Annotated in this window: 20 protein-coding genes; 7 read left to right on the top strand and 13 right to left on the bottom strand. The window is 58.8% G+C overall.

Features of this window, described 5'->3' with window-relative positions:
• Positions 1-29 precede the first annotated feature (29 nt).
• Genes FIU92_RS11565 through FIU92_RS11575 form a run of 3 tightly spaced genes read left to right on the top strand, consistent with a single transcriptional unit; the run spans position 30 to position 3,387 of the window.
• On the top strand, positions 30-1,103 hold the full coding sequence (locus FIU92_RS11565; RefSeq protein ID WP_152458709.1) for an AI-2E family transporter: 1,074 nt from the start codon (positions 30-32) through the stop codon (positions 1,101-1,103).
• Entirely contained in the window at positions 1,104-1,793 is a 690-nt protein-coding gene (locus FIU92_RS11570) for a DnaA ATPase domain-containing protein (protein WP_152458710.1), read from the top strand.
• A gap of 49 nt (positions 1,794-1,842) precedes the next feature.
• Entirely contained in the window at positions 1,843-3,387 is a 1,545-nt protein-coding gene (locus tag FIU92_RS11575; protein WP_152458711.1) for a Ppx/GppA family phosphatase, read from the top strand.
• A 12-nt stretch (positions 3,388-3,399) separates the two neighbouring features.
• Here the strand turns inward: FIU92_RS11575 and FIU92_RS11580 are convergent, their stop codons facing one another.
• From FIU92_RS11580 to scpA, 6 genes are all read right to left on the bottom strand, one after another.
• Positions 3,400-3,750: a hypothetical protein gene (locus tag FIU92_RS11580; protein WP_254705301.1), complete on the bottom strand. Its 351-nt coding sequence runs from the start codon at positions 3,748-3,750 to the stop codon at positions 3,400-3,402.
• A gap of 61 nt (positions 3,751-3,811) precedes the next feature.
• Entirely contained in the window at positions 3,812-4,813 is a 1,002-nt protein-coding gene (locus tag FIU92_RS11585) for an endonuclease/exonuclease/phosphatase family protein (protein ID WP_152458713.1), read from the bottom strand.
• Positions 4,814-4,817: 4 nt separating this feature from the next.
• A complete protein-coding gene (locus FIU92_RS11590; protein ID WP_152458714.1) occupies positions 4,818-5,498 on the bottom strand; it encodes a molecular chaperone DjiA in 681 nt (226 codons plus the stop codon).
• Between the two features lie 45 nt (positions 5,499-5,543).
• Positions 5,544-6,032 (bottom strand): GNAT family N-acetyltransferase, encoded by a 489-nt coding sequence (locus FIU92_RS11595; protein WP_152458715.1) that lies wholly within the window; start codon positions 6,030-6,032, stop codon positions 5,544-5,546.
• On the bottom strand, positions 6,029-6,631 hold the full coding sequence (locus FIU92_RS11600) for a VOC family protein (protein WP_152458716.1): 603 nt from the start codon (positions 6,629-6,631) through the stop codon (positions 6,029-6,031). The genes FIU92_RS11595 and FIU92_RS11600 overlap by 4 nt, the downstream gene beginning before the upstream one ends.
• A 105-nt stretch (positions 6,632-6,736) precedes the next feature.
• Positions 6,737-8,863 (bottom strand): methylmalonyl-CoA mutase, encoded by a 2,127-nt coding sequence (gene scpA / locus FIU92_RS11605; protein WP_152458717.1) that lies wholly within the window; start codon positions 8,861-8,863, stop codon positions 6,737-6,739.
• Between the two features lie 168 nt (positions 8,864-9,031).
• On the opposite strand from scpA, the gene FIU92_RS11610 reads away from it, so the two are divergent.
• Positions 9,032-9,478: a DUF4174 domain-containing protein gene (locus tag FIU92_RS11610; RefSeq protein ID WP_152458718.1), complete on the top strand. Its 447-nt coding sequence runs from the start codon at positions 9,032-9,034 to the stop codon at positions 9,476-9,478.
• Between the two features lie 76 nt (positions 9,479-9,554).
• Here the strand turns inward: FIU92_RS11610 and FIU92_RS11615 are convergent, their stop codons facing one another.
• Complete coding sequence (locus tag FIU92_RS11615) at positions 9,555-11,603, bottom strand: acetyl/propionyl/methylcrotonyl-CoA carboxylase subunit alpha (RefSeq protein WP_152458719.1); 2,049 nt, start codon at positions 11,601-11,603, stop codon at positions 9,555-9,557.
• A 116-nt stretch (positions 11,604-11,719) separates the two neighbouring features.
• Complete coding sequence (locus tag FIU92_RS11620) at positions 11,720-11,923, bottom strand: hypothetical protein (protein WP_152458720.1); 204 nt, start codon at positions 11,921-11,923, stop codon at positions 11,720-11,722.
• Positions 11,924-12,573: 650 nt separating this feature from the next.
• On the opposite strand from FIU92_RS11620, the gene FIU92_RS11625 reads away from it, so the two are divergent.
• A complete protein-coding gene (locus tag FIU92_RS11625) occupies positions 12,574-13,725 on the top strand; it encodes a DcaP family trimeric outer membrane transporter (RefSeq protein ID WP_152458721.1) in 1,152 nt (383 codons plus the stop codon).
• 86 nt (positions 13,726-13,811) lie between these two features.
• Here FIU92_RS11625 and FIU92_RS11630 read toward each other — a convergent pair whose 3' ends face one another.
• The 3 genes from FIU92_RS11630 to FIU92_RS11640 form a co-directional block, all read right to left on the bottom strand.
• Positions 13,812-14,165 carry a hypothetical protein gene (locus FIU92_RS11630; protein WP_152458722.1) on the bottom strand — a complete coding sequence of 118 codons (354 nt, stop codon included), beginning with the start codon at positions 14,163-14,165 and terminating at the stop codon, positions 13,812-13,814.
• A 133-nt stretch (positions 14,166-14,298) separates the two neighbouring features.
• Complete coding sequence (locus FIU92_RS11635) at positions 14,299-14,784, bottom strand: DUF6497 family protein (protein WP_152458723.1); 486 nt, start codon at positions 14,782-14,784, stop codon at positions 14,299-14,301.
• A gap of 108 nt (positions 14,785-14,892) precedes the next feature.
• On the bottom strand, positions 14,893-16,425 hold the full coding sequence (locus FIU92_RS11640) for an acyl-CoA carboxylase subunit beta (RefSeq protein ID WP_152458724.1): 1,533 nt from the start codon (positions 16,423-16,425) through the stop codon (positions 14,893-14,895).
• A 183-nt stretch (positions 16,426-16,608) separates the two neighbouring features.
• Between FIU92_RS11640 and FIU92_RS11645 the strand changes: the two genes are divergently transcribed.
• A complete protein-coding gene (locus FIU92_RS11645; protein ID WP_152458725.1) occupies positions 16,609-17,814 on the top strand; it encodes a multidrug effflux MFS transporter in 1,206 nt (401 codons plus the stop codon).
• Positions 17,815-17,877: 63 nt separating this feature from the next.
• Entirely contained in the window at positions 17,878-19,278 is a 1,401-nt protein-coding gene (locus FIU92_RS11650; RefSeq protein WP_152458726.1) for a short-chain fatty acyl-CoA regulator family protein, read from the top strand.
• Positions 19,279-19,349: 71 nt separating this feature from the next.
• Here FIU92_RS11650 and FIU92_RS11655 read toward each other — a convergent pair whose 3' ends face one another.
• Both FIU92_RS11655 and FIU92_RS11660 read right to left on the bottom strand, forming a co-directional pair.
• Entirely contained in the window at positions 19,350-19,589 is a 240-nt protein-coding gene (locus FIU92_RS11655) for a YdcH family protein (RefSeq protein WP_152458727.1), read from the bottom strand.
• A 100-nt stretch (positions 19,590-19,689) separates the two neighbouring features.
• Complete coding sequence (locus FIU92_RS11660) at positions 19,690-20,337, bottom strand: thermonuclease family protein (RefSeq protein ID WP_152458728.1); 648 nt, start codon at positions 20,335-20,337, stop codon at positions 19,690-19,692.
• Between the last annotated feature and the right edge of the window lie 25 nt (positions 20,338-20,362).

A 20,362-nucleotide genomic window follows, 5' to 3' on the forward strand; every position in this document is an offset into this window, starting at 1 on the left:
CCTGCAAGGGCCTGAACAAGGGGATCACGATGGCTTTGCCGGTAAAGGATCAGCTGAGATACTGGGGCGTCGCCGCTGCGGTTTTTGTTTTGATCCTCTGGGCCTTGGGGGATGTCCTGCTGCCCTTCGTCATAGGCGGAGCAATTGCGTATTTCCTTGATCCCGTTGCGGATCGGCTGGAGCGGTTGGGCCTGTCGCGCATCGCAGCCACAGCCATCATCACCGTCATCGGGATTTTGGGGTTTATATTGGCGATCCTGATGGTCGTGCCCGCCCTGATTACCCAATTGCTGGATCTGATCGACGTTCTGCCTGACCTGTTCAAGCAATTGCGCGGGTTCATTGAAAAACAATTCCCGTCGCTGCTGGACCGGGAATCAAACACTCATCAGATGCTGGTGTCCTTCGGCGACATGCTGAAGTCCAAGACCGGGGATGTTCTGCAAACGGTTCTTGCCTCACTCGGGTCCGCGATAAACATTGTTGTCCTTCTGGTAATCGTGCCCGTCGTGGCTGTTTACCTGCTGCTGGACTGGGATCGCATGGTCGCTCGCATCGGAGAGCTCCTGCCGCGTGACCACGCCCCCACCATCAGGCGGCTGGCCGGTGAGATTGACGCCGTGCTGGCCTCTTTCGTGCGCGGGATGGGAACGGTCTGCCTGATCCTAGGTACCTACTATGCCGTCGCGCTGATGCTTGCCGGTCTGCAATTCGGCCTGATCGTGGGGTTCATCGCGGGGCTGGTCACGTTCATCCCCTATCTGGGCGCCCTGATCGGAGGCTCATTGGCCATCGGGCTGGCGCTGTTTCAGTTTTGGGGAGATTGGGCACATGTCGGACTGATCGCGGGGATCTTTGCCATCGGGCAGGTCACCGAGGGGAATTTCCTGACACCCAAACTGGTAGGCAGCTCTGTCGGGCTGCACCCGGTCTGGCTGCTGCTGGCGCTGTCGGTCTTTGGGGCTTTGTTCGGCTTTGTCGGCATGCTGATTGCCGTGCCCGTGGCCGCAGCATTGGGCGTGCTGGCCCGATTTGCCACATCGCTGTACCTGGACAGCCGACTTTATACCGGTCTTGAACGTCAGGATCAGGAAACCGAGTAAATGGCCCGACAACTCAGCTTTGATCTGCCCGCCAAAACTGCGCTCGGGCGAGAGGACTTTTTTGTGTCGCCTGCCAATGCCTTGGCCGTGGCGATGATCTCGGCCACATCCTGGCCGGGAAACAAGCTTGTTCTGACCGGCCCGGCCGGTGCGGGCAAAACCCATCTGGCGCATGTCTGGGCCGCGGAAACCGGCGGGCGCATCATTCAGGCCGCTGATTTGCGGTATGACGACGTGCCGGATCTGGCACGCAGGCCGATTGCCGTCGAAGACGTGCCCATGATCGCCGACGATGCCGACCAGCAGAAAACGCTGTTTCACCTGCATAATCTGGTTCTGGCCGAGGGGAACGCCCTGCTGATGACTGGTCGGCTGGCCCCGAAGTTCTGGGAATTGCCACTGGCCGACCTGCAAAGCCGGGTCGAAGGCGCCCATCACGTGGCGCTGGATCCGCCCGACGATGCGTTGCTGGGTGCGGTTCTGGCCAAACTGTTCGTAGATCGGCAGCTGAACCCCGGCCCCGAGGTAATCGCCTATCTGGTCAAACACATGGATCGTCGATTTGAAACTGCGGCCGACGTAGTGGAGCAACTGGATCAATTGGCCCTTATGGAAAAGCGCGACATCACCCGTTCCCTGGCCGTGCGGGTTCTGAACATGAGCCCGGACGAGATCGAGTCGGGTGATTGACCCGCACCCGCCAATTTCGCATCCTCACACAGCATTATCTGGAAAACACATGGATCAGACCGCTGCAACCGACATCCCTGATTGGGGGCCTTTCGGAAAGCCACTGTTCGACGAGCCTGGAACCCGGGCATTGTCGCGTGTCGGAGTTGTCGATGTCGGATCCAACTCGGTCCGGATGGTCATCTTTGACGGTGCGGCCCGATCGCCGGCCTATTTCTACAATGAAAAGGTCATGTGTGAATTGGGCGCGGGCCTGTCCGAGACCGGGCGACTGAACCCGCGTGGGCGCGAACGGGCACTGGCGGCGCTGCGACGGTTTCAGAATCTGGCGGTTGATCTGGAATTGCCGGGCCTGCATGTCGTGGCCACGGCAGCGGTGCGCGAGGCCAAGGACGGGCCGGATTTCTGCGATCAAGTCAAGGCAGAGACCGGGCTGCACGTGGAAGTCATCGACGGGGAAGAAGAAGCCCGTTTATCAGCTCAGGGAGTGCTGCTGGGATGGCCTGGAGCCTATGGCCTGATCTGCGACATCGGCGGGTCGTCGATGGAACTGGCCGAGATCGGAGACGGTCAGGTCGGCCGCCGCCTGACTTCGGCCCTCGGGCCGCTGAAACTGCGCGATATCAAGGGCGGACGGCGCGCACGCAAGGCCCATATCAAAAGCACGATGGAACAGCTGCGCGATCAAATGGGTCCGCAGCGGGATCGTCTGTTTCTGGTTGGCGGCAGCTGGCGGGCCTTTGCCCGGCTGGACATGCTGCGGCGGGGCTATCCGCTGAACGTGCTGCATGAATACCGGATGACGACAAAACAGGTTCGTGAAACGATCAAGTTCATTGAAAAGAACGATCATGAAAAGCTGCGCAGCCAGGCCGGTGTATCCAGCTCGCGGATGTCGCTCATCCCCTACGCGATGGATGTTCTGGCCCGGCTGATCCGAACGTTCAAACCGAAGGACATCGCCATATCCAGCTATGGGATCCGTGAGGGATTGCTGTATGAACAAATGTCGCAGGAGTTGCGCGACCGGGACCCGCTGATCGAAGCCAGCCTTTTTTCCGAATCCAAGGATGCCCGCCTGCCCGGATTTGGCCGAAACCTCTATGATTTCGTGATGCCGCTGTTCAAATCAGCGCCCCCCAGCAGCGTTCGACTGATCAAGGCTGCGTGCCTGCTGCACGATGTCAGCTGGCGTGCTCATCCCGATTACCGGGCCGAAGTCTGTTTCGACAACGTCACCCGCGCCAATCTGGGCGGTTTGAAGCATTCCGAACGTGTCTTTATCGGGCTGGCCTTGCAGCACCGGTATCGCAACAAACGCGAAGGCAACCGGTTTGCGCCCCTGTATGATCTGCTGGACGAAAAAGGCCAGAAAGACGCCGAGATTCTGGGCAAGGCCATGCGCTTTGGCGCGATGCTGTGGATGCACAATGACGCCAATATGGGGCGCCTGAAATTCTATCCCAAAAAGCGGGAGTTGGAGCTGTACCTGCCCGAAGCAGCAGCTCCTCTGTTCAGCGAAGTAGCCGAAGCGCGCCTGAATTCACTGGCGAACGCCCTGAAATCCGATACGCGCGTGATCATCAAGGGCTGACCCTCGATCCGATCAGATATCAGTTGCCCCTTCGGGCAATTCTTCACCTTCATTTTCAGGCTCTGGCGGATCCTCGGCCTGTTTCCTGCGGATGATGATATCGCCATTGGGCAAGATCTCGGGCGCTTCATAAGCGCTCCAATCCTTGATCTCGGCCCCCAGCTCGGCCAGTGCGGGGCCCATTTCCCGCAAGAACGACTGCATTGCCGGGCCAAACTCATCCGCAAGGCCCAGCAGCTCATCCAGCGCCGGTTCCATCTCCTTGCGCAGACCTTCGAAAAACAGCTCGGCCCCCTGCTCCATCAGGGACTTGCTGTTGTCTTCCTGCGAAAGGGCGGGCGCGGCGATGCCGGCAGTGATCATGCTTATCAGCAAAACGTGTTTCATACCTAGAATATAGCGCCCCAGCCGCAGGCGTGAAAGGTCACAGGTCGATGTCCAGTGTGACCGGGAAATGATCCGACGCCGTCAGCAGCGCCTGTCGCAGGTCCGGTGCGGACCAACAGGCCGCGTCGCGAAACGGATGCCAAATGCGCCAGGCCGGGCGGTATGCACGCAGATCCTGGGTTATCATTATGTAATCCAGAAGAGCCTCGAGAAACCTGCCTTCTTCCGGGCGGGCAAAGCGCGCCGTGGAAGGTATCGATCCCGGCCGAAAACCATGAGCCGTCACCGCGTGCGGGTCGAACAACCCTGCCTCCAGCAAAATCTCGACCGAAGAGCGGCCGAACAGATGCTCGAACTCATCCAGCCCGGGGCCGTCGTTCAGGTCTCCCAGCAGAATGACAGGTTCCTGGCTGGCAACGTGCATCTCGACCCGCCTGGCCAGCCAGACCGCCTGCGCCAGTTGCTTGCGGCGGTTGGCAATCGAGATCCGGATCGCCTCATCCCGCGACCCGGCCCCATGCGGAGCCTTGGATTTCAAATGAGCTCCGATCAGCCGGACGTCGTGGCCCGATTGCGTCGTCACCGCCAATTCCATCGGTGGTTTGGAAAACCGCACGACATCCTCGGTCGCATCAATATCCAGATCGATTCTGAACGCACCTTCGAACCGGGGGGCCAATGGGTCGTCGATGTCACCCTTGGGATCATGGCGCACGGTGAGAATGGTCCTGTCGTAGAGTAGCGCCAGCTCTTGATGGGTGTCGTTGGCAAACCCCATCACCGCGTCAGAGATGCGCAGATCGAACGCCTCGGCAAAGGTTTGCAGGGCCCGCACCGTGTTCTGGCGTTTGCCGGTGTTCGGAGCCTCGACAATCAATACCGCATCCGCGTCAATCGCGGTCAGCACTTTTGCAATCGCCTCGACCTGCTGCGCCTTGGTGACATCATGCCGACCGGACCAGGTGTCATCGACGATCAGATTGTCGTTTTGATCAAAAAGATTGGCAAACCATTCGATATTGTAGGTCGCCAGCCGCATCCTGTCAGGCCCGCGCGCCGTTGATCTCATCCCAGGCGCGGTTGATGTCGATCATCTTTTTCTCGGCCAGTCGGATTGCCTCTTCCGGGACACCGCGCGCCATCATGGCGTCCGGATGCGTTTCGCGGACCAGTTTTCGCCAGACTTTGCGGATATCGGGCAAGGGCATGTCCTGCGGCACACCCAGTACCGTGTAAGGATCTTTTGGCGCATCCGGCACGAATCGTGCCCGCAATGCTTTGAATTGAGCGTCGGTTTGCCCGAAGATCTTGCTCACTTCTTCCAGGAACGCGTTCTCATTGGGGTGGTAGAACCCATCGGCCATGGCGATGTGAAACAGCCCCTCCATCAGGTCGCAAAGCGTGGTGCTGTCTTCGGCGAACATCCGGGCGATCTTGCGGGCATAATCCTGATACCCTGCCACATCCGTGCGCGCCATGTTGAAGACCCGCGCGGCATCTTCTTCGTCTTCGCGCGCGATCTGGAACACATCGCGGAAGGCAGTGACTTCATCTCGTGTCACCTGACCGTCTGCCTTGGCCATTTTGGCGCCCAGGGCAATCACCGCAATCGTGAACGCCACCGATCGTTCCGGCGGTGTTCGCAGCTTTTCAAAAACTGCGGCCAGGCTTTCGCCTTGGGCCAGCGCGCTGAGCGCATCGGATATGCGGGTCCAGATCGACATGGGCGTACACTAGCGTCACAATTCGAGACTGTCAGGTGCGACAGATCATTCAGGTAAAAGAATTTTCTGCATCAGCACAAGATCCAGCCATTGACCCCATTTGAACCCTACTTCGGGCATGCGACCAACCTGTGAAAAGCCCAGCGCTGTGTGAAACGCCACGGCGCCCGGATTGGCCGAGGAAATGCCTGCGACCAGCACATGCACCCCGTCGGTTCGTGCGGCCGCCTCAAGCGCTTGCATCAAAGCACGCCCAACGCCTTTTCCGCGCGCATCCGGTGACAGCTGGATCGAGTGTTCGCGCGTCTGCGCGTATCCGGGGCCCGCACGAAACGGGGCATAGGTGGCAAAACCAACAACTTGCCCATCATGTTCGGCGACCAGGAAGCCGGTGCCCCGCGCCGTAATATCCTCGGTGATTTGCGTCGTGCTGCGCTCATCGGTCGTGAAGGTGATCAAGGACTCGCGGATGATCGCATTGGTGATCCTGGCGATTGCGGGCGCATCCGCCGCCATGGCCGGGCGAATGATCATTCCAGCACCCGGACCCCATGAGGTGTCTCGAACTCCGCCCTGAGCGCGGCCGGGCCGGTGTCGAACACCACCAGATCCAATGCACCAAGATGTCTGGCCAGCGTCAACGCATCCGGGTGGTACACAACCAAACGCTGCAGCCGACAGCCGCTGTTTTGCAGCATGTCGGCCGGGTGAAGGTCGCCCTGCCATTCGATAAGTGCGGGAAACAGATTGTCGAACGGCAAGCGCCCGGTTGGTGGAACCGCCATGCGCCACCGCAGCGCGCCCCGGGTCAGATCGATCGGTTGCCCGACACCATCGGGAAACAACGCAAGCGAGGCTTCGATATCCTCGACCCGGCAAATCCAGTTGGTCAGACGCGGGCTGCCCTCGAAGCGATCCAGATCGAACCACCGCGTTCTGCCAGGTGTTTGCGCCTGCGGGTCGATCGCAATCGCCTCCAGATAAAGCCCGTCCCTGAGGCCCAGCAACTTGTTGTATGTCCCGAACGTCTCGTGCTTGCCGCCGGGTTGCAGCGCAACGCCAAGCGCTTGTTCGATATGGGCAGATGCGTCTTCCAGCGTTTCACCCGCGACGGCCAGATGATCCAGTAACATGTGCCACCTCCTGCAAGTTTACGGCCAGACCCTTGCGGATCTGGCCGTATGTTTCCGCCAAAGAGGCGCGATCACAAGATGTTTCGACGAAAAACCCGACCTTCCTCAGCCGCGCGCTTCGCTGATCAGGCGCAGGATGTCCTGAGCGGCCTCGGGAATGTTGGTGCCCGGGCCAAAGATGGCCTTGACCCCATGATCATAAAGGAACTGGTAATCCTGCTGCGGGATCACCCCGCCGCAGATCACGATGATGTCCTCGGCCCCGGCTTTTTTCAGCTCTTCCACCAGTTGCGGAGCCAATGTCTTGTGCCCTGCCGCCTGCGAGGAAATACCGACCACATGCACGTCATTGTCCACCGCGTCCTGCGCGGCCTCGGCCGGGGTCTGGAACAAGGGGCCAACGTCTACGTCAAACCCGATATCGGCGAACGCGGTGGCAATCACCTTGGCCCCACGGTCATGACCGTCCTGCCCCATCTTGACCACCAGCAGACGGGGGCGACGGCCTTCGGCCTCGGCGAATTCCTCGATGGATTTCTGGATCGCGGCAAAGCCTTCATCACCCTCATAGGCCGCGCCATAAACGCCGGCCAGGGTTTTCACTTCGGCGCGGTGGCGGCCGAATTCCTTTTCCATTGCCATGCTGATCTCTCCTACGGATGCGCGGGCGCGGGCGGCCTCGACCGCAGCAGCCAGCAGGTTTCCGCCCTCTTGGGCAGCCTTGGTCAAAGCGTCCAGCGCCTGTTGGCAAGCAGCCTCGTCACGGGTTGCACGGATACGTTCCAATCGCGCGACCTGAGCTTCTCGCACGGCCACATTGTCGACGTCCAGAATATCGATCGGATCTTCCTGTTCCTTGCGATATTTGTTGACCCCGACGATCACCTCTTCGCCGCGGTCGATCATGGCCTGGCGGCGCGCGGCGCTTTCCTCGATGCGCAGCTTGGGCATGCCGCTGGCCACGGCCTTGGTCATGCCGCCCATTTCCTCGACCTCTTCCATCAGGGCCCAGGCTTTTTCGATCAGCTCATTGGTCAGGCTTTCGATGTAATAAGACCCCGCCAGCGGGTCGACCACATCGGTCACGCCGGTCTCTTCCTGCAACACTAGCTGCGTGTTCCGGGCGATACGCGCCGAAAAGTCGGTGGGCAGCGCGATCGCTTCGTCCAGCGCATTTGTGTGCAACGATTGGGTCCCGCCCAGAACCGCGCTCATCGCCTCATAGGCGGTGCGGATCACGTTGTTGTAAGGGTCCTGTTCCTGCAACGAAACACCTGACGTCTGGCAGTGGGTGCGCAGCATTTTTGACCGTTCGGATTTCGCGCCGAACTCGGTCATCACCCGGTGCCACAGCGTGCGCGCGGCGCGCAGTTTGGCGATCTCCATGAAAAAGTTCATGCCGATGGCAAAGAAGAACGACAGCCGGCCTGCGAACTTGTCCACGTCCATCCCGCCCTGTGTCGCTGCACGGACATATTCGCGCCCGTCGGCCAGGGTATAGGCCAGCTCCTGCACCAGGTTCGCGCCGGCCTCTTGCATGTGATAGCCCGAGATCGAGATCGAGTTGAACTTGGGCATCTCGTTCGAAGTATACTCGATGATGTCCGAGATGATCCGCATCGAGGGCTCGGGCGGGTAGATATAGGTGTTTCGCACCATGAATTCCTTCAGAATGTCGTTCTGAATGGTGCCGGACAGAACCGATTTGTCGTGCCCCTGTTCCTCTCCTGCCACGATGAAGTTCGCCAGGATCGGGATCACCGCGCCGTTCATGGTCATCGAGACCGAGACCTGATCCAACGGAATGCCGTCGAACAGGATTTTCATGTCCTCGACACTGTCGATGGCCACACCGGCCTTGCCCACGTCACCGACGACACGCGGGTGGTCGCTGTCATAGCCGCGGTGGGTGGCCAGGTCGAAGGCAACCGAAACACCCTGCTGGCCCGCCGCCAGGTTGCGGCGATAGAAGGCGTTGGATTCTTCGGCAGTCGAAAAGCCCGCATATTGACGGATCGTCCACGGACGGCCCGCATACATCGTGGCCTTCACACCGCGTGTAAACGGACCAAAGCCCGGCAGCGAACCCATATGCGGCAAACCGGCGGTGTCTTCCTGCGTATAGAGCGGTTTGACCGCAATGCCTTCCAGCGTCTCTTTGGTCAGGTCGTCCAGCGGACGTCCGCGCAGCTCTTTCTCGGCCAGCGCTTTCCAATCCTTGGTGTCGGTCATTTCGGTTTCCTCTTGTCAATTCGGATGGCGGCAGTCGAAAGCTTCCGCATTGAGGTCTTGCGCTTGGCCGTTTCATTCAGCCGCAAGCGCGACATTTTGAGTGTTTGGTACAAATCGTCGGTCGCAATCGGTGTCACAGAGGCTATATTCGAAGGAACAGGAGGCCACATGACACGCACGCTTGCCTTTGTTTTCTTGGCACTAATCCCGATGTCTGTCTGGGCGGCGGATGGCACGGCGACGACGGATGACAGTTTTGTCCGCCCGGTGGGTGACAGCGAACTCAGCGAGTTTCTTTGGGTCAACCGACCCATCGTAGTCTTTGCCGACACGCCGGCGGACCCGCGGTTCCAGCAACAGATCGACATGCTGCTCGAAGGCGAAGCCGCAATGCGTGAGCGTGACGTGGTGGTTCTGACCGATACCGACCCATCGGCGCGGTCTCCGATCCGGTCACAGCTGCGCCCGCGCGGGTTCCAGATGGTATTCGTCGACAAGGACGGCGTGGTCAAACTGCGCAAACCTTCTCCGTGGAGCGTGCGCGAGATTGGTCGGTCCATCGACAAGACCCCCCTGCGCGAACGCGAAATCCGCGATCGGCGCGAAGGCGGCTGACCGCTTTCGCCACCCCGAAAGGCCCCGGCACAGAATGCCGGAGGCTTTGAAAGGTATGGCAAATGCGCGGTCATGATCACTCGAACTCGATGATCACTTCGTCCACGGCGAGGCTGTCGCCGGGGCCTGCATTGATCTTGGCAACGATGCCCTTCTTCTCGGCGCGCAGGATGTTTTCCATCTTCATCGCCTCGATGGTGCACAGCGCTTGACCTTCCTGCACCTCTTGCCCCACTTCCACGTCGATCTTCACGACCAGGCCGGGCATCGGGCACAGCAGCATTTTCGAGGTGTCGGGCGGCAGTTTTTCAGGCATCAGCCGCGCCAGTTCCGCCTGACGCGGGGTACGTATCTGCACCTTGAGATCCGCGCCGCGGTTACGGATGCGGAACCCGCCCGAGATCTTGCCCACCTTCATAACCAGCGGCGCGTCATCGACCGTCATGACGGCAAGCTGATCGCCCGGGGTCCAATCACCCGTCACCCGCATTTCCTGACCGTCGTCAAACCTGATCGTGGCCCCGTCCTGATCCGCGTTGACCTTGACGGGCCACTGGATTTCGCGCCCGAAGGAGACAACCCAATCGGTGCCGACCTTGCGTTCATGATTGTCCATCCGACCCGACACGCGGGTCCGGCGAATTTCTGCGACGCGATGCATGGCCGCGCAGGACGCCGCAATCCGGCGCAGGTCTGCCTCGGCCAGTTCGACGCCCTCGAACCCGTCGGGGTATTCCTCGGCGATGAAGGCCGTGGTCATATCGCCGCTGATGAATTTCGGATGATCCATCACGGCGGACAGGAACGGCAGGTTGTGGCCAATGCCTTCAACCTCGAAACTGTCCAGCGCCACGCGCATCGCCTCGATCGCCTGATCACGGGTCGGAGCCCAGGTACACAATTTGGCAATCATCGGGTCGTAATACATGCTGATTTCACCGCCCTCGTAGACGCCGGTGTCATTTCGAACAGCAACATCGCCTTCGGGCGCATCCCCCTGCCATTTGCCGTTGGCCAGCATCGGCCCGGCTGCCGTCTCCTGAGGCGGGCGATACCGGGTCAGACGGCCAATCGAGGGCAGGAAGCCGCGATACGGATCCTCGGCGTACAGGCGGTTTTCGATCGCCCACCCGGTCAGTGTCACGTCGTCCTGCGTGATCGACAACTTTTCACCCGCAGCCACGCGGATCATCTGTTCGACCAGATCAACGCCGGTGATCAGTTCGGTAACAGGGTGTTCCACCTGCAAACGCGTGTTCATTTCCAGGAAATAGAAGTTCTTTTCACCGTCAACGATGAACTCTACCGTTCCCGCGCTGGAATAGCCCACGGCCTTGGCCAGGGCCACGGCCTGTTCCCCCATGGCTTTGCGTGTTGCTTCGTCCAGAAACGGCGACGGCGCCTCTTCCACGACTTTCTGGTTCCGGCGCTGGATCGAGCATTCGCGCTCGCCCAGGTAGATGCCGTTTCCATGGCTGTCACACAGAACCTGAATTTCGATGTGACGCGGTTGGGTCACGAATTTCTCGATGAAGATCCGATCATCCCCGAACGAGCTTGCGGCTTCGTTCTTTGACGACTGAAAGCCCTCGCGCGCCTCGTCGTCATTCCACGCGATCCGCATGCCCTTGCCGCCGCCGCCGGCGCTGGCCTTGATCATGACAGGATAGCCGATCTCGTTCGAGATTTTGACCGCCTCATCGGCGTCTTCGATCAGCCCCATATATCCGGGAACCGTCGACACATTCGCCTCCTGCGCGATTTTCTTCGAGGTGATCTTGTCGCCCATCGCCTCGATCGCGCCTTTCGGGGGGCCGACGAAAACCACGCCTTCGGCTTCCAGCGCCTCGGCAAACTTGGCGTTTTCGGACAGGAAACCATAACCGGGATGGACCGCCTGCGCGCCGCTCTGGCGAATGGCGTCCATAACCTTGTCGATCACGATATAGGACTGGTTTGCAGGTGGCGGGCCGATATGGATGGCTTCGTCCGCCATCGACACATGCAGCGCGTTCTTGTCCGCGTCCGAGAAAATGGCGACGGTGCCTATACCCATCTTGCGGGCGGTCTTGATAACCCGGCAGGCGATCTCGCCCCGGTTGGCGATCAGGATCTTATTGAACATGGAACGTCCTTTGGCTTGGTGTTCTGGAAACGCAAAACGCCGGCGCAGGGAACAATCCCCACGACGGCGTTATGAGCGATGACGGGCGGAACGACATGCGCCCCGCAAAATATGCGTTAGTTACAGGTGTTCTGTGTCTTGCAGTACAGCACGTTGCCCGCCGCACCGACGGCTGCGCCAAACAACGGGTCCGCGTTGAGGACGGCCGCCCCCACTGCCCCGGCACCTCCGCCGAGGATTGCCTGTTCGCCCGTGGTGTCTCCGCAGGCGGCCAGACCCGCGCAGGTCGTCGCAACAAGGATGAAGCGTGAGAATCGCATAGTATCTGCCCTTTTTGGTTTCTTGGTCCTTTTCGGGTCAGATGCGCGAAACACGCCCTGTTATTCAATATCAACGGGTGCGACGGTGATTTTTGTGCGGGATTTTGCCTCTTTTTGTCCGCTACAGGCAAAAAGAAAAACGCGGACAGGACTATGTGGGGAACACAAGCCTGCCCGCGCAAGGAAGGGGTACGGAATAGTAGGTGCATGTGCGGCGCAGGCAAAGTAGAGCCGCACGGCTCATCCAGTTTGCACAGCACAATATTGCCGGCAAACACAGTATTGTTTCCAATCGGGATTTCGGCTGGAATCTGCCCACACCCGGAAATGCCGCGCAACTTCGCGCCGATACCGGTTCGATACTGCTCGGGTGTTTGAGGCCTCTTTGCCGTCACAGTTTCGTGACAGATCAAGCCGCTTTCCACGCGTTTCGCGGTTGCAGCATCACGACTCTCGGTCAGCGTTGGACATACAGAACCGCCTTGCGCCAATGCGTTATCCAGGCGGCTCAAGACGTCGTGTTTCAGCGCAGTGAAAAACACACATTTGCTTGAAAAATCAACGCCTTCACTTCCCATTCTCGTGATTTCCCAAGGTTTGGACCTCGTGAAACGGTCCGTGTGCACACTCGCACTCAAAGGAATACCCACATGACGAAGACTAGAAAAAAGGCACTCCTGCTTGCTGCCTCTGCGCTCAGTGTGACCAGCACGCTTGCTTTTGCCCAGGATGCCCAAACTCAAGCCGAACTTGACGCCTTGCGCGCCCGGGTCGAGGCGCTGGAATCCGCCAGTGCCGGCCCTGCCAACGGTGACTTCCGCATCGGCAACACCGTTCTGGACGTTTACGGATATGTAAAGGCCGACTTCTTCTACGATTTCGAGTTCGATCAGGGCGACACGGCGTTCGTGAATGTCATCGGGGAACCGTCGGCCGCGACCGATGGCACATTTGGTGCCACCGTCCGCCAATCGCGGATCGGTCTGCGCACCACCACCCCAAGCGGTATCGGCGATATCGGCGGACAACTGGAACTGGATCTGTTCGGTTCCGGCGGAACGGCCGAATTGCGTGTACGCCACGCCAATATCACCATCGGTGACAACTGGTTGATCGGACAGACCTGGACCAACTTCATGCCGCTGGACACCTACCCGACCTCGGTGGAATTCAACGGCCCCGTTGGTATCCCTTTCGCACGGGTTCCGCAGGTTCGCTATACCAACTCTTTCGGAACGAACACGTCCTTCGCCGTTTCGATCGAAGAGAATGTCGGCGGTTCGAATTCGGACGATCCGGTTTTGACCGCATCCGCCGAGTACAATGACGGAACATATATTGCGCGTGTGTCCGGCCTTTATGGCAAGGTGGAATCCGGCAATATCGAAGTTGATCAGACCGGGTTCACGATATCCGGCTCGGTTCGCCCATGGCAGGGCGGCCTGTTCCAGGTCAACTACGTGAACGGCGAGGCACTCGGCCCGTACCTGATCGGCCTTGGTGATCCCATCGTGAACGGCCAGGCCAATGACGTGGACGGATACACCCTCGAATTCCGGCAGGATCTGAGCCCGAAATGGAATATTGGCATTGCATACGGCAAAGAAGACTATGACCTGCCGACCTCGACCGGAACCCTGTCGTTCACCGAACTGGAAACGATCCACGTCAACGCATTTTACAAGGCAACCGAGGATCTGACACTTAGCGCCGAGTACATCTATGGCGAACGGAACGACGCGCCGACCGGCAGAACCTTTGACGGAAACCGCGTTCAGCTGGCCGCTCAGTTGAACTTCTGATGCCGCACACGGATCCTGCCCGGTTTCGGGCAGGGTCATCCCGGAACCGGTCTTGATGGGCTGATATGCGGCGGCTTGGATCACGATCAGCCTGTCCCGTCGATTACGTCGGGAAAGGACGCACGGGCGGCGTCCACATCGATTACCAGCATTGCGTCATAGCTGGCCGGATCAAAAGGATCTTCCGCCGGAATGACTTCGCGCCCGAAAAGCCAGCTGAGACGTCCGGCATCCAGATTGCCCCGCTCGAACGGCTGATCGCCGAAATGCGCCCAAAGGGCCTCCATGAAGGCGGCATCGGCACGTTTGTCCGCCGGTTTGCGATCCCGGAACCGTTCCCGCCGTGTCAGCGGCGTCACACCCTTGGGATTGGCGCGGCGAATAGTGAACTGAAAATCGGTGCCTGAAAGACGCCCCGGAAACCCGCGATGTTTCAGCATGGCGACACTCCACAGCTTTGTTTTGCAGACAAAAATAGTTCGAACCCGAACTTGGATGGGATCATGTTGCGCACCTCCAAAGCCGCACCGTTGGTCTGAGAAGTTTTGACGTCATGACAGCGTAAGTTCATGGTCAAAGCCCTTCCCAGATACACCGGGACTGCTCCAGCCGGTAGGCTTCAAAATACTGTGTCGCGTCCGGAGCGGTGTCGCCAAATTCCACCGGGCGATCAGACAGGGAAATGACAACTCTGGATGGCTGCAATTCGTGTAGAGCCACATAAGGAACGGCTAGAACCTGGCACAGATGCTCCATATCCTTGGACGCCACGTCATAGCCGATCCGTCCCACTGACGCTCCGATCTTCGGGGCGACAAATCGAAAGCGCACCCAAAGCTCACCGGGGTTGTTGTCCAGCAGGACATCGCTCAGATGCACCGGCTGACCGGACGGCACCGGCAATGAACTGTCTGTCTGGGCAAAAACAGGAACGCCGAGCGCACACAACACCAGACATATGGCACGATCCCGGACCCACCGAAGGCAGGCTCCTCCTTCCGGGATCGCGCGCGCAGTCCTTTTGGCCTGCGCGGTTCTATGTCTGACGGGTCGGATCATTCAACTATTTGTCACTTTTTGTCAATTCCGCCGCAATTTTGAGCATTTTCGCTAAAAATCGGACTGCCAGTGCCAACAACCGGGGCGGACAACGCCGCCCCGAATGGGTCAAAGCGGAATATTGTCGTGCTTTTTCCAAGGGTTCTTCAGCTGTTTGCCGCGCAAACTGGCAAAGGCTCTGGACACGCGCCGGCGGGTCGAATGCGGCATGATCACCTCGTCGACGAAACCGCGTTCGGCCGCGACAAAGGGGTTTGCAAACCGATCTTCGTAATCGGCGACATGCTGTGCGGTCTTTTCCGCATCATGCAGATCTGCCCGATGAATAATCTCGGTTGCACCCTTGGCACCCATCACCGCGATTTCGGCTGTCGGCCAGGCATAGTTGAAATCGCCGCGCAGATGTTTGGACGCCATAACAACATAGGCACCGCCATACGCCTTGCGCGTGATCACCGTGACCTTGGGCACGGTCGCCTCGCCATATGCATAAAGCAGCTTTGCGCCGTGCTTGATCACGCCGCTATATTCCTGCTGTGTGCCCGGCAGAAAGCCCGGAACATCGACAAGCGTCAGGATCGGAATTTCGAAACAGTCGCAGAACCGCACGAACCGCGCCGCCTTGCGTGAACTGTCAATATCCAAACATCCCGCCAAAACCATCGGTTGGTTCGCCACGACACCAACGGTCTGACCTTCCAGCCGAATAAAGCCGGTGATGATGTTCTTGGCGAAATCTTCCTGAATTTCGTAGAAATCGCCTTCATCGGCTATTTTTGTGATGAGTTCCTTCATGTCATAGGGCGTGTTTGGATTGTCCGGAACCAGAGTGTCCAGCGAATCCTCGATCCGGTGAGGGTCATCAAAGAACGGACGCACCGGAGGTTTCTCGCGGTTGTTGAGCGGCAGGAAGTCCACCAGACGGCGCACTTCTGCCAATGCTTCCACATCGTTTTCGAACGCGGCGTCGGCGACCGAGGATTTCTTGGTGTGGGTCGAGGCGCCACCCAGTTCTTCGGCCGTTACAACCTCGTTGGTAACCGTTTTGACCACGTCGGGGCCCGTCACGAACATGTAAGACGTGTCTTTGACCATAAAAATGAAGTCAGTCATCGCGGGGCTGTAAACCGCTCCGCCAGCGCATGGGCCCATGATTACGCTGATCTGCGGAACCACACCCGAGGCCGTGATGTTGCGCTGAAACACTTCGGCATAGCCGGCCAGCGAAGCCACGCCTTCCTGGATTCGTGCACCGCCCGAGTCGTTGATTCCGACAATCGGTGCTCCGTTTTGCACTGCCATATCCATGATCTTGCAGATTTTCTGGGCATGCGTCTCGGACAGCGACCCACCAAAGACCGTAAAGTCCTGGCTGAACACATAGACCATGCGGCCGTTGATGGTGCCCCAGCCGGTGACAACACCATCACCCGCAGGTTTTTGATTTTCCATTCCGAATTCGGTGCATCGATGACTGACGAACATGTCGAATTCTTCAAAGCTGCCCTCATCCAGCAGCAACTCGATCCGCTCTCGCGCCGTCAGCTTTCCGCGCGCATGCTGGGCATCAATCCGCCTCTGCCCGCCGCCCAGTCGTGCGTCGTTGCGGCGGTTTTCCAACTCGGAAAGGATGTCTTTCATGACGATTATCCCCTGTAAAATTTGCGGGGACCCTACCCTTTTGCGCCTCTCATCCAAAGCTCTTTTCGGCAAATTTGCAAATATCCAGCAACAACAATCTGGATAACTGTAAACTTGCAAAGTCTCTTGTTGAGATCGCTGGATGGCTGGCAATCCAAAATTCCATGACTATACATGTGAACTATGCAGTTCAGCTCTCGCGCGGTTCGCCGCACACCACCCACATTGGCGACACTTGTATTGCTCGCGGGCTTGTCTGCGCTGAGCATGAACCTGTTTCTGCCGAGCCTGCCGAACATGGCCGCGTATTTTGGCGCCGATTACAAGGTCATGCAGCTGTCGATCGCGCTGTATCTTCTAGTCAATGCCGTTCTGCAAATCCTGATTGGTCCGCTCGCAGACAAAGCAGGTCGCAGGCCTGTTCTGCTGTGGGGGATCGGCTTGTTCCTGCTGGCCACCCTTGGATGCATCTATGCGCCCAACGTTGAAATCTTTCTTGCGTTCAGAATGTGCCAGGCGGTCGTGGTTGTCGGCATGGTTCTCAGCCGGGCCGCGGTAAGGGATATGTACGATCAGGATCAGGCGGCATCGATGATCGGTTACGTGACAATGGGTATGGCCGTGGTCCCGATGATCGGCCCGGCGATCGGCGGCTTGCTGGAGGAAAGCTTTGGCTGGAAAGCGAATTTCTGGCTGCCTTTCGCCCTGGGCGCCTTGACGCTTGCCTTGACCTTCGCGGATTTTGGCGAAACGTCAGCCAAAAGCGGCAAGACCCTTGTTCAGCAGTTCAAGGAATACCCTGAACTTCTGACCTCGCCACGGTTCTGGGGCTATTCACTGTCCTGCGCGTTGTCTTCGGGCACATTCTTTGCCTATCTCGGTGGCGCGCCCTTTATTGGAACCGAGCTGTTCGGACTAAGCGCGGCACAGGTCGGCATATATTTCGGCGCCCCCGCAGTGGGCTATTTTGTTGGCAACTTTCTGAGCGGTCGCTTTTCCGTACAGATTGGCATCAACCGGATGGTGCTGTGGGGCAGCCTGCTGAACGCCTTGGGCGTTGCGCTTTCGGCATCCTTGTTCCTCACAGGTCTGGGCACCGCACTCAGCTTTTTCAGCTTGATGACCTTTGTGGGCGTCGGAAACGGCATGGCCATTCCCAATGCCACCTCCGGCGCATTGTCCGTTCGTCCGCATCTTGCCGCAACTGCCTCAGGGCTGAGCGGCGCAATCATGCTGGGCGGCGGCGCGGGCCTGAGCGCGTTGGCAGGCACCCTGCTGACCCGGGAAACCGGCGCCATGCCCTTGCTCTGGCTGATGCTGACCTCCGCAGTTCTGGCGATTTTCGCAATTGGATCCGTCATTCGGCGAGAGCGTCAATTGGGGCTGTAACGACTTGCCCCGAAAACTTTGCAAAGTTAATCTTCCAAAACAGAAAACTTGCAAAGGCACCTCATGGCCACCCAAAAGCTCTATGCCGGCGCGAAACTGCGTGAAATGCGCACGCGACTGGCCCTGACACAACGCGAATTCGCTGCGAAACTGGGTGTTTCACTCCCATACCTGAACCAGATGGAGAACAACAACCGGCCGATCTCGACTACGGTTGTGTTGGCTCTGGCACAAGAATTCGGCATGGATGTCACCGAGCTCAGCACCGGCGACAGCGAGCGACTGGTGTCGGACATGCGCGAAGCTTTGGCCGACCCGGTTTTTGCGGATATTCTGCCGCCACTTGCCGATTTACGCCTGACGGCATCAAACGCGCCGGCATTGGCCCGCGCATTTATCGAGTTGCACAAAACCTACCGGCAAACGCATGAACGCCTCGCCTCACTGGACGAAGCCCTGGGGCGAGAAGACGCCCGAATGCAGGCCAGCCCCTGGGAAGAGGTGCGGGACTTCTTCCATTATTGCGACAACTACATCGACGCCGTGGACCGGGCGGCAGAGCTGTTCGCCAATCGCGCGGAAAACCCGGGCAGTATCCGGCAGGCGGCTTTGAACAGCCTGACTGAGCGTGGCATTCAAGTGATGTTCTCTGACATCGCCCCTTTGCGCACCTATGACGCCGAAAGCAAAATCCTGCGCCTTTCCTCCCGCTCGACCCCGCAAACGCAAGTGTTTCAACTGCTGTTGCAGGTCGCATTGATCAGTCAGGACAAACTGCTGGAAGCGACACTGGATTTTGCCAAGTTCCAAAGCGAAGAGGCGCGGTCCATCGCCAAGATCGGCCTTGCCAATTATTTCGCCGGCGCTTCCTTGATGCCTTATTCCGCATTCCTGACCGCCGCTCAGGAAGAGCGCCACGATCTGGAGCTGCTCAGCAACCGGTTTGGCGCATCGATTGAGCAGGTTGCGCATAGACTGTCGACGCTGCAACGCCCGGGTGCAAAAGGTATCCCGTTCTTTTTTGTCCGCGTGGATCAGGCCGGAACGATCACGAAACGGCACTCGGCCACGCGTCTGCAATTTGCACGGTTCGGTGGCGCCTGCCCCCTTTGGAACGTGCATCGGGCCTTTGAAACGCCGGGCCATTTCCTTCGGCAACTGGCAGAAACGCCGGATGGTGTGCGTTACATCTCGCTGGCTCGGGATGTGTCGAAATCAGGTGGTTCATTCGGCGCACCGGTCAGGCGGTACGCAATTGCGCTGGGGTGCGAGGTGCGCCACGCCCCGGCGCTCGTGTATGCCGACAACCTCGACATAAACAACGCCAGCGCTTACGAGCCCATCGGCATTTCCTGCCGCATCTGCGAGCGGCAAAACTGCCATCAGCGTTCAGTCCCGCCGCTGGAACGCCGTCTCAGCATCGACACCCATACGCGCGGCACCCTGCCCTACGAAGTCACCTGATTTCGCAGGGCCAGAAATTAACCGGGGGAGCCCGACCCGGGCCGGGACAGCGAGTGCCCCGGCACTGGTGTTCAGGCCTTGGACAAAATCGCCCAGATTTCGTCTTTCAGCGCTGCCCGTTTCTTGCGCAAATCAACTTCGGCCAGGTCTTCCATGGGTTCGACGTTGGTTTCGGCCCGATGCACAACGCGATTGACCTCGTGATACTCATCAGCCAGACGGGCAAAATGCGCGTCCGTTTGCTTGAGCTGGCTCATCAGTTCAACCTTGTCCGGAAACTCTTCGGCCAGTTCATGCGGGGTGTGGGACATGTCTGTTCGCTCCTTCATGTGTCGTTGCATATCAGTGGTAGAAGCGTGACGCGCCGCCCACTTTGACGCGGATCAATTTCATACAGGAAAAATTCAGAATTCAGCGTCGCGCAGCACGCCAACCCGCATCACGTGCTTCGGCAGCAGAGCAGAACCATCGCTCGCCCTTGGCTGCACTGATCCGGGTTTTGGCGTAGTACCTCTGGCCCGGTTCGTGAAAGATCTTTTCGCCCTTTGACGAAACATTTCCTTTGATTAGGCATGTTTCAGAGGATTTCGGTTTCTTGCGTGCCCTGTGGACCCAAGGCACCTGTATCTGTGTCTTGTGCAATCCCCTGTTTTCAATCCTCGCGACCTGTTCGGCACCTGCATACGTGTCCGAATATTTGCGGTACGCAAAGGCCAAGCCCTGCTCTACAATCCGGGCGGCGACGTCTTCGCGCTCCACGCTGCACCGAGCAACGATGCGACCGTAGCGATCCCGATCCACCGGGACACAAATGGTCATCCGTCCCTGAAACTGCTCCCGAACCACATGAGTGACCCACGCCCCGCACGGCCAGCTTGATCCGTCGGAATCCTGACAGGTCTGATCCAGTTCGGGCGCATCGATACCGTGCAGCCGCACCCGGACACCGCCGACATTCCAGGTATCCGCATCAATTACGTCAACCCGACCTGCAAATTGTTCTGCGGCATGGGTCAGACCTGGCAACAGAAGAACAAAGGCTAAACAAATCCTTAACATGCCCCCGATATGCGCGGTATTTCAC

It is taken from the genome of Ruegeria sp. THAF33 (genome assembly GCF_009363615.1).
Taxonomy (GTDB): domain Bacteria; phylum Pseudomonadota; class Alphaproteobacteria; order Rhodobacterales; family Rhodobacteraceae; genus Ruegeria.